The sequence below is a fragment of the Exiguobacterium sp. SH5S13 genome (genome assembly GCF_004337085.1).
Lineage (GTDB): Bacteria > Bacillota > Bacilli > Exiguobacteriales > Exiguobacteriaceae > Exiguobacterium > Exiguobacterium aurantiacum_A.
Window position 1 is genome coordinate 1 of record NZ_SJUS01000040.1, and the last position, 8,062, is coordinate 8,062.

General features: G+C 55.7%; 8 protein-coding genes. 2 read left to right on the forward strand and 6 right to left on the reverse strand.

The genetic code is table 11. The features are described from left to right. Window positions 1–291 precede the first annotated feature (291 nt). The 5 genes from EVJ30_RS14530 to EVJ30_RS14550 form a co-directional block, all read right to left on the reverse strand. Window positions 292–654, reverse strand: a complete 363-nt coding sequence (locus EVJ30_RS14530; RefSeq protein ID WP_131469535.1) for a hypothetical protein — start codon at window positions 652–654, stop codon at window positions 292–294. Between the two features lie 124 nt (window positions 655–778). Then, window positions 779–1,978 carry an alpha-amylase family protein gene (locus EVJ30_RS14535; protein ID WP_131469536.1) on the reverse strand — a complete coding sequence of 400 codons (1,200 nt, stop codon included), beginning with the start codon at window positions 1,976–1,978 and terminating at the stop codon, window positions 779–781. Between the two features lie 88 nt (window positions 1,979–2,066). Further along, window positions 2,067–2,990, reverse strand: a complete 924-nt coding sequence (locus EVJ30_RS14540) for an LCP family glycopolymer transferase (RefSeq protein WP_131469537.1) — start codon at window positions 2,988–2,990, stop codon at window positions 2,067–2,069. 101 nt (window positions 2,991–3,091) lie between these two features. Continuing rightward, complete coding sequence (locus EVJ30_RS14545; protein WP_131469538.1) at window positions 3,092–3,937, reverse strand: YihY/virulence factor BrkB family protein; 846 nt, start codon at window positions 3,935–3,937, stop codon at window positions 3,092–3,094. Window positions 3,938–4,010: 73 nt separating this feature from the next. Further along, complete coding sequence (locus EVJ30_RS14550; RefSeq protein WP_131469539.1) at window positions 4,011–4,964, reverse strand: LCP family glycopolymer transferase; 954 nt, start codon at window positions 4,962–4,964, stop codon at window positions 4,011–4,013. Between the two features lie 435 nt (window positions 4,965–5,399). Here EVJ30_RS14550 and EVJ30_RS14555 point away from each other — a divergent pair, with 435 nt between their 5' ends. Together EVJ30_RS14555 and gnd are read left to right on the forward strand one after the other, a co-directional pair. Next, window positions 5,400–5,612 (forward strand): hypothetical protein, encoded by a 213-nt coding sequence (locus tag EVJ30_RS14555; protein WP_131469540.1) that lies wholly within the window; start codon window positions 5,400–5,402, stop codon window positions 5,610–5,612. 59 nt (window positions 5,613–5,671) lie between these two features. Beyond that, window positions 5,672–6,553, forward strand: coding sequence for a phosphogluconate dehydrogenase (NAD(+)-dependent, decarboxylating) (gnd, locus tag EVJ30_RS14560; protein WP_131469541.1), 882 nt, complete (start codon window positions 5,672–5,674; stop codon window positions 6,551–6,553). A 52-nt stretch (window positions 6,554–6,605) separates the two neighbouring features. On the opposite strand, the gene EVJ30_RS14565 is transcribed toward gnd, so the two are convergent. Beyond that, entirely contained in the window at window positions 6,606–7,817 is a 1,212-nt protein-coding gene (locus tag EVJ30_RS14565) for a DUF2194 domain-containing protein (protein WP_236636106.1), read from the reverse strand. Window positions 7,818–8,062: the final 245 nt, after the last annotated feature.

Sequence of the window (8,062 nt, forward strand, 5' to 3'; positions counted from 1 at the left end):
TGGCATCATCGGGATCGCCTCCAGGATGTGTAGTTATAGCCAGTTTAGTCCGAAACGGCAAGGACGTACAGCGTCGCCCCGAGGGCACGCCGACTCCCGGGGGAACAGCGGGCAAGGCGAGACCCAGCAGCGACATCGTCGCGATGCGGCTCGCTGACCGCCCCCAGGAAAGCGGCGTGCCGGACAGGGCGGCTTGAAGGGCAATGAAAGCAGAGGAGCGCCATCCCATCCGGGATGACGCTCCTCTGCTCAAAATTATTTGAAGTTTTTCAGTGCCCTCGCGAGAACGAGTTATCGTTCTTCCGTAAGGGGTTTTGTCATGTCTTCTTCTACCAGGTCTTCCTCTATCACGTCTTGTCGCTCCCGCGCCCCGAGCACGCCGTAGTCGAGGACGACGATCAAGATGGCGATCCCGGCGAGCGTCCAAGCGGCGTCGATGGCGAACTCGCCGACGATGAAGCCGAACAGGACGAAGGCGCCGAACGTCAGGTAATAGCCCTTGCGCCAAAGCGATCGGTACTGATTGGCGACGTCACGGTCCCATACATAGAGGGCGACGTAGCCGACCAAGGCGATGAACAGCGTGGCAAACATCCAATAGAGAAACGACTGCAGCGTCAAGCCGAACAAATACGCGAATAAAGGTTGATTCATGGAAATCCGCTCCTTCGGTGTATGGTCGTGTATGTCATAGAACTTCCTTCTATTCCATTTTCTACCTAAACACCGGATGCGTCAATACGCCTATTCACCAAAAACGATTTTTGGTTCAAAAGCCCTATTCTTGTTTGAGCCACATGAAGTCGTACGCCTCGAGCACGACCGCCTCGACCCATTCTCCCGTGAACAAGTTCGTCCCGCTCGCAGCGATGACGACCCGTTCGTCCGACACGTTCGTATAGAGTAGAAGCGTCTCGCCGCCCCCGCTCCGCTCGACCGTGAACACGCGTTTGTCCGTCGCGACGATGCGCTGCTCGGCGTACGGCGAGAAGGCCGGGTGCGTCCGCTTGACGTTCAGCTGGCTCAAGATGCCGGAGAACACTTGCAGGCGGTACGGGTCCGTCTTCAGCTCTTGGACGAGCGCGGCCCGCTCGACCGGCGTCGTCACCCCGAGCAGCGTCCGGTAATCGACGGCCGGGATGCCTTGGAGCGAGAACAAGACGCTATGGGCGGCGAGCAACATGTCGACCGACGGCTCTAGCAAGTTCTTCTCGAACGGGTCCCGCTCCGGGCTCGACAAGAAGTGGAAGTACGTCTTCCCGTCCCCAGGTGCCTCGATGCTGTCGGCCCAGTCCGTCAACCCTTTGACGTTGCCTTGGTCGAAAGCGAGCAGCGCATGGGACGCCAAGTCGAAGTGACAGACGACATCGGCGACGTCAAAATAGGAACCGATCCGGCTCACGTCCCCTTCATAGGCGAGGACGAGCTGCCCGTGCGGTTTATAGTGGTGGAGAATCAATTGCCATAGTTCGAGCACGTGCTTGATCCGCTCCTCGGGCATGCCCCGGAACGATTGGACGTGGACGCGGACTTTCGTCGCCCCTTGTGCGAGCCGTTCGATGAACGCGTCGGTCTCGTCGAGCAAATCGACTTGCAGCTCGTTATAGACGTCCGGCGTCATCTCGTACATGAGATCGAACTCGTCGTGGAAGCGCCCGAGGTCCTCGAACAGACGGATGCGCGGGTTGACGGCCGTGTCGGTCGGCTTCACTTGATGCGGGAACAGCGACACGAGATACAAGTCGCTGATCGACGATCGGACGTGGTCTTTCAACAGCGTATGCAGCGCGTCGAGGTCTTGCGTCCCGTCGGTCGTGATGGCGTTCGCGTCGATGGTGAGGACGCTCGTCAGCTCGCTCGGCGCCTCATGGTCGTGCCACGTGTGGCCGGCCCACTTGTCGAACAGACGGCGCCAGTCGTCAGGTGTATGATCGTCTTCGAGTCGGTTGATTATCGGTTCAAGTTTGTCCCAAATCATGTGATCCCTCCTAGTACTGTCTCTATTAACAGTCCCACCGATGTGCCCGTTTCAAACGCACGAAAAAAGCCACCCGAGAAGGGCAGCTTCAGTCCATCAAACGTTTCAGTTCGGTCTGGACGCTTGCGAGCGAGTCCGGATCGGGGTTCCAGTAATAAATACCGTCTGACTCTAGCCCGCCCGCCCCTTCGATCCGGAGCGTGCTGGCGTTGCGGAACGCCTGCATGTAGTCCGTCGACAGACCGACGAGATCATTGAACTCGATGTTCGTCTTGGCACGGTTGCCGGCGACGTCCAACAGTTTCGTCACTTTATCGACCGAGAAGTCGGAACGCCCTTTCTCGACGATGGCCGCGACGACGGCGCGTTGCCGCTCCTGGCGGCCGAAGTCCCCGTTCGGGTCGTTGTAACGCATGCGCGTATAGGCCAATGCCGACTCACCCGTCAACTCCACTTTACCGACCGGATACGAGTAACCGTCCGACGCGAACGCGAAGTTGTTCGTCACCGTGATGCCGCCGAGTGCGTCGACGACCTCGGTGAACGCCTCCATGTCCGTCTCGACGACGTAGTCGATCGGGATGTCCAAGAGTCCTTCGACCGTATCCATCGCCATCTCGGCCCCGCCGAACGCGTAGGCGTGGTTGATTTTGTCACGCATCCCGCGCCCGACGATCTCCGTCTTTGTATCCCGCGGGATGCTGAGCATCGCCCCTTCGTCCGTCTCCGGGTTGAGCGTCATGACGATGATCGAGTCGCTCCGCCCTTGCTCGGTGCCGCGGCGGTCGACGCCGAGAAGGAGGACCGATATGGACCGTTTCTCTTCGATCGTCTGCACTTGTTTGCGTTCTTCAGAGATTTCTAAATTATCGTTCACCCGTGTCACCGTCTCATTGACGTCCCGGTACATCGACCAGACGAACAGCCCGCCGGCGATGAGGATGACGGTCATGACGCCTACTGTGAGCAATACCCATTTCTTCCATGATGATTTCTTGCGATGTCTCGCCATCAGACCACCTGCTTTCAGTTAACTATAGTATGAATAATTCCCGCTTACCGTGTAGTATTATAGCACGTTGCCAAAAAATGCTAACGATTTCTTTCGGATTTTCATGGGAAATGTGTGCGCTGAGGCCGGTGTCGCATATGACCGGGCCAAGCCGCGTTGATTTCCGCCCCGAGCAGCATCGTCGCCGCCGTCAAGTAGAGCCAGATCTGCAGCAAGATGACGATCCCGATCGTCCCGTACGTGTCGCCGAACATCGAGAACTGGTCGACGTAGATGCTGTAGGCGGTCGACAACAGCTGCCACGAGATGACGGCGAAAGTGGCGCCTGGGAGCGTCTCCGTGAATTTGACGTGTTGCTGGGGCGCGAACTTATAAAACAGCGAGAACGCGAAGATGAGGATGACGGTCGAGACGGTATACCGGGCGAGCGTCGCCAACCGTTCAAACTCCTCGAGCATCGGGAACCACGCGTACACGAGCTCGACGAACTCGCGACCGAAGATGTGGAACACGATCAAGATGACGGCGCCGACGCTGAAGGCGACGAGCGTCAACAGCCCGATGAGCCGACGGACGATGTAGCTGCGCGCCTCGGTCTCGCCGTAGGCGAACACGGTCAGCTTGACGAGCCGGGCCGCCCCGTTCGAGGCCGACCAGACGGCGATGACGGCACCGACCGAGATGAGCCCGGCGTTGATGTCGCCGCTGACGTCATAGACGACCGACAGCATGTCACGCACACTCGCGCCCGGGATCAAGATCTCGATCTGCTCGATCAACAGGGCGTCGTCGATCCCGAGCCACGCCATGACGGCGAACAACAGGACGAACGTCGGGAAGATGGCGAGAAACCAGAAGAAGGCGAGCGTGGCGCTATAGTCGTTGATGTGATGGTCTTTGAAGCGATGGCGGACGTCGATGATGAGACGGAACAGTCGGTCGAGCACACGGGTCACCCCTTTTTCTTTTTATTATCGCACAAATTAAAACGCCCCATCCGCTTTGGATGAGGCGCTGTTGTCATTGTTCCATCAATTCGCCGAGGTACGACTTCACGTCTTCTAGTGAGGCCGCGTCCGGGTTCCAGTAATAGATGCCGTCGTCAGCCTTGCCGCCCGTGCCTTCGAGTCGAAGGACGTCCTGGTTTTTGAAGGCGGCCATATAGTCAGCCGACAGCGTCCGGATGTCTTTGAACGTCATGTTCGTCTTCGCGTTATTGCCTAAGACGTCGAGCATATTGTTGAATTTCGAGATCGAGAAATCGTCTTTCCCTTTGTTGACGAGCGCCGTGATGACGTCACGCTGACGCTCTTGGCGACCGAAGTCGCCACTCGGGTCGTCGTAGCGCATCCGCGTGTAGGCGAGCGCCTCGGGGCCCGACAAGTTGATCGTACCTGGCTCGAACGAATAGTCGCCCGACGTGAAGGCGAACTTGTTCGTCACTTCGACGCCGCCGAGAAGGTCGACCGTGTCTTGGAACCCTTTCATATCGACTTCGGCGACGTAATCGATCGGGATGTCGAGTAAGTTCTCGACCGTCGCGAGCGCCATCTCGGCACCGCCGAACGCATAGGCGTGGTTGATCTTATCGGTCGTGCCTTTACCGACGATCTCCGTCTTCGTGTCGCGCGGGATGCTGAGCATCGCGCTCGCATCCGTATTCGGGTTGAGTGTCATGACGATGATCGAGTCGCTGCGGCCTTGCTCATCGGCACGGCGGTCGACACCAAGCAACAGGACCGATACCGGTTTCTTGTCGTTGATCGTCTGCTTGTTCATCCGTTCCGGGCTGAGCCCGGCCGACTCGTTCAAACGACTGACCGTCGAGTCCACTTGGTTATACAAATAAGCTGCCACCCCGACTCCGATGAGCAGGAACAGTCCGACGACGATCCCCGCAATCAACGCGATGCGTTTTGCGGGCGTTTTCTTCCTACGACGTTTCTTGACTCTCTTTTTCTTTTGCTCTTCCATGACATTGCACCTTTCCTCGAACCTGTAGTCAATTTCACATAGGTTTTATTTTAGCATGCACCTTATTATTAATATTTCCATTTTTTATAAAAGAGGTAAATGGTTGCCGATTGTTGTCGAATCATTCACTCGCTTATTTCTATCGGCCGGTTTTAAAAAAAGGTTTAGCTTTTCTAGCATATCTTTTTTAATCCTACCCTGAGCTCCAAAAACCGAAACCGCTACCATTCCGATCACCATGGGCACAAGGTCGCAGCACGCAGTTCTAATTCTGACGAAACGGATCGGGGACGTCCTCGATCGGTTGTTTTTTTAGGTCCGTTTCCTCATTTCTAAAAAATGTCATAGTACAAACGCATTATATTTTGTAATATTTGTATATAGCATCATGTAAATGTAATTGAAATCCAATTATTTTGCGAAGGGGATAGACGGATGCGTTTCGTCGTCACGTGTTTTATCGAGAAAAAAGAGCCATTTTCATTCATTATTTACGGGAGTTCGAGGCACCAGGCCGAACGGACGTTTAACCAGACGCTCCAGTTGGCCAGTCCGCTCAACGACTTCATCGAGGCGAGTGACGGACAGAAGATCCGAATCGGGTCGATCCTCGCCTACCGGATCGATGATATAAATCCTCTCTTTTGAATCCTCCCCATTTCGGGTAACCCTTATAAAGACTAAACCAATTGATTGGGGGAACGAATATGGAACTAGGAATGATTGGACTTGGCAAGATGGGACTCAACCTGGCGCTCAATTTGACGGACGGGGGCCACCGCGTGCTCGGGTATGACCCGGGCAACGTGTCGACGAGCCAGTTCGAGACGCTCGATTCGCTCGAAGCGGTCGTGGGCGGGTTGAAAGCGCCGCGTGTCGTCTGGGTGATGGTGCCGGCCGGAGACGTGACCGAGCGTGTGTTGAACGATTTGCATGCGCTGTTGTCTCCAGGGGATATCGTCATCGACGGCGGCAACTCGAACTATAAGGAGTCGATGCGGCGGGCCGAGCACTTCAACGACAAACTGATCTACTTCTTCGACGTCGGGACGAGTGGCGGCATGGAAGGCGCGCGCAACGGCGCCTGCACGATGATCGGCGGCGATATGGAAGCGTTCGGCAAGATCGAGGAGTTGTTTCAAGACGTGTCGACGGACAACGGCTACTTGTACGCCGGGCCGAGTGGCAGCGGGCATTTCCTCAAGATGATCCACAACGGCATCGAGTACGGCATGATGCAGGCGATCGCCGAAGGGTTCGAGATTCTCGAGAAGAGCCCATTCGATTACGACCACGAACAAGTCGCCCGTGTCTGGAATCACGGTTCGGTCGTCCGCTCCTGGTTGATGGAGTTGACCGAGAGCGCGTTCCACAAGGACGCGAAGCTCGACGAGATCAAAGGCGTCATGCATGCGTCGGGCGAAGGCAAGTGGACGGTCGAGACGGCGCTCGAATACGGCGTCCCGGCACCGGTCATCGCCATGTCGCTCATGATGCGCCAACGCTCGCTCGAGGAGGACACATTCTCCGGCAAGGTCGTCGCCGCACTACGAAACGAGTTCGGTGGGCATGCGGTCGAGAAGAAATGAACGACAAAAAGGCAAATCCTTCACGTTTGAGGGATTCGCCTTTTTTTGTGTCTCATTGTCTGTCAGTCTTAATCTCCAGACTGACGTAAGACGTCTTCAATTCAAGTTGATACAACGTCCTGCTGTCCCCGAACGGGCGAACGTTTCCGAACGAGAACTTGCCCGTCTCCAAATATGTCCCTGCCTGCAGACGGATGAGCATCGTCGACGGAATCAGCATCTGCTGGCTGTTGATTTCAATCGTGTCCTCAGTATAAGCGACCTCGATGTCTGCTTGTTGATACAGTTCGTACTTTTGATAGGCGTCATACTGGGTGAGCGCCTCAAGGTGCGGATACGTCCGGTCAATCATCTTGAACATGTCTTCAAACGAGTCTTTCATCGTCGCCCAGCCCTGTCCTTTCGAGCGCCGTTCATCCAGCACGTCGTCAGGATGGATAAAGTGCGACACGAGTCCGAAGTTCGCGATCGCGTCGACGACAACGAACTGGTCGTCTATCGTTTCATTATATCCGCTCGAAATGCGCGGAAAGTTATATAGATGCTCATAGATTGGATCGGGGCCGAACTCTTGGACGTAACTGCCTTTCGAGGTGTCCCCGCTGTACAGGCTAGCGATGACGAGTCCATTGGGGAATGCTTCGTTCAAGACGGAAAGGCCAGACGCTCCGATAATGTTTGATGGGGGAACGTAGCTCCGAATCTCTTCCTTCGGTATATAATAGCTAAACGTTTCGACGATCCGTTCGACGGCGCTCCGCATCTCCTCTCGACTTGCCCACGCCGTGTACCCAAGTTCCGGGTCCATCGTCTCCCCGTTCGTCACTAACGGCTGGTGGTTTAATCCGTGCAGCCCGATCTCCCCGTCCACTTGCATGAGACCACGCCCGTACTCGAACATCGATGCCCGAATCTTTTGAACAAGTTGGTCGACATCCTCTTCACTCGTCGCTTTATAGCTCCCGATCATGAACCCGGTGTAGACCAAATCATGGTCGCGGGCAATCTGTTGCACGTCCTGCCACCAGACGTCTGAGAAGAAATCTTTGATCGACAACCCGTACGCGTCCTCGATGACCGGAATTGAATTATCGGGCACCGGTGCCGGGAAATCATCGAAGTGGACGACTTTAATGCCTGATTGCTGGGTCACGAAAGCCGGGAACATCATCGTCAGCGCCTGCACCATCAAGCCGCGTGAGTTTTTGTCAGACAAGGAAGTCGTGTTCCAAAACATGACTTCACCGTCACCATATGGCGCCATCCTTGAACTACCCCCACCTACGCTTCGCTTAGAGGTGGAGGATTCCTGAGTCATCCGGTCTAACGACCGGAACCTGATCAGGCTAGCCCCGTCGTCCCGACGGTTGAAGAGGCCAAGATATAAATGTCAACGTCTTTATGTACAATTTCGTTCGCTTAATAATGCTCACTATTGCTCACTTCATCAGCCACAGTTTGTTCTGACCGATGGTCTTTCAATCGATAAGAGTCCCCGGTGATTGGCAC